General features: G+C 39.1%; 1 pseudogene. It reads left to right on the forward strand.

Annotated features, from left to right (window positions below):
* Positions 1-45: 45 nt before the first annotated feature.
* A pseudogene (locus AB4486_RS25100) lies at positions 46-297 on the forward strand (hypothetical protein); the annotation flags it as partial.

Here is a 297-nt window from a genome sequence, read left to right on the forward strand (position 1 = left end):
GAAATAAAACAATCGACAGTAGATACTAATCCTGACCAGAGAGCAGTGGCATCGACTTTTGAGTTGCCTGTTGAGCTTCAAGATATGCTGTCACTCAATGAACAAGAGCTTGGGAAAATACTTCGTGATATGACTATCAGAATTAATGACAAAGCACACATTCATTATGAATCCTTGATGGAAGTGCGAATCAGAGAGCTAGATGCTAAATCTGATATATTGGTAAAAGCTCAAGCGATGGCTGAGCAAGATACTCTTGATATTGAAGTGCGACTACAGAAACAAGTTGAGCGTAAT

The sequence above is a fragment of the Vibrio sp. 10N.222.55.C6 genome, from assembly GCF_041473395.1.
GTDB classification, from domain to species: Bacteria; Pseudomonadota; Gammaproteobacteria; order Enterobacterales; family Vibrionaceae; genus Vibrio; species Vibrio crassostreae_C.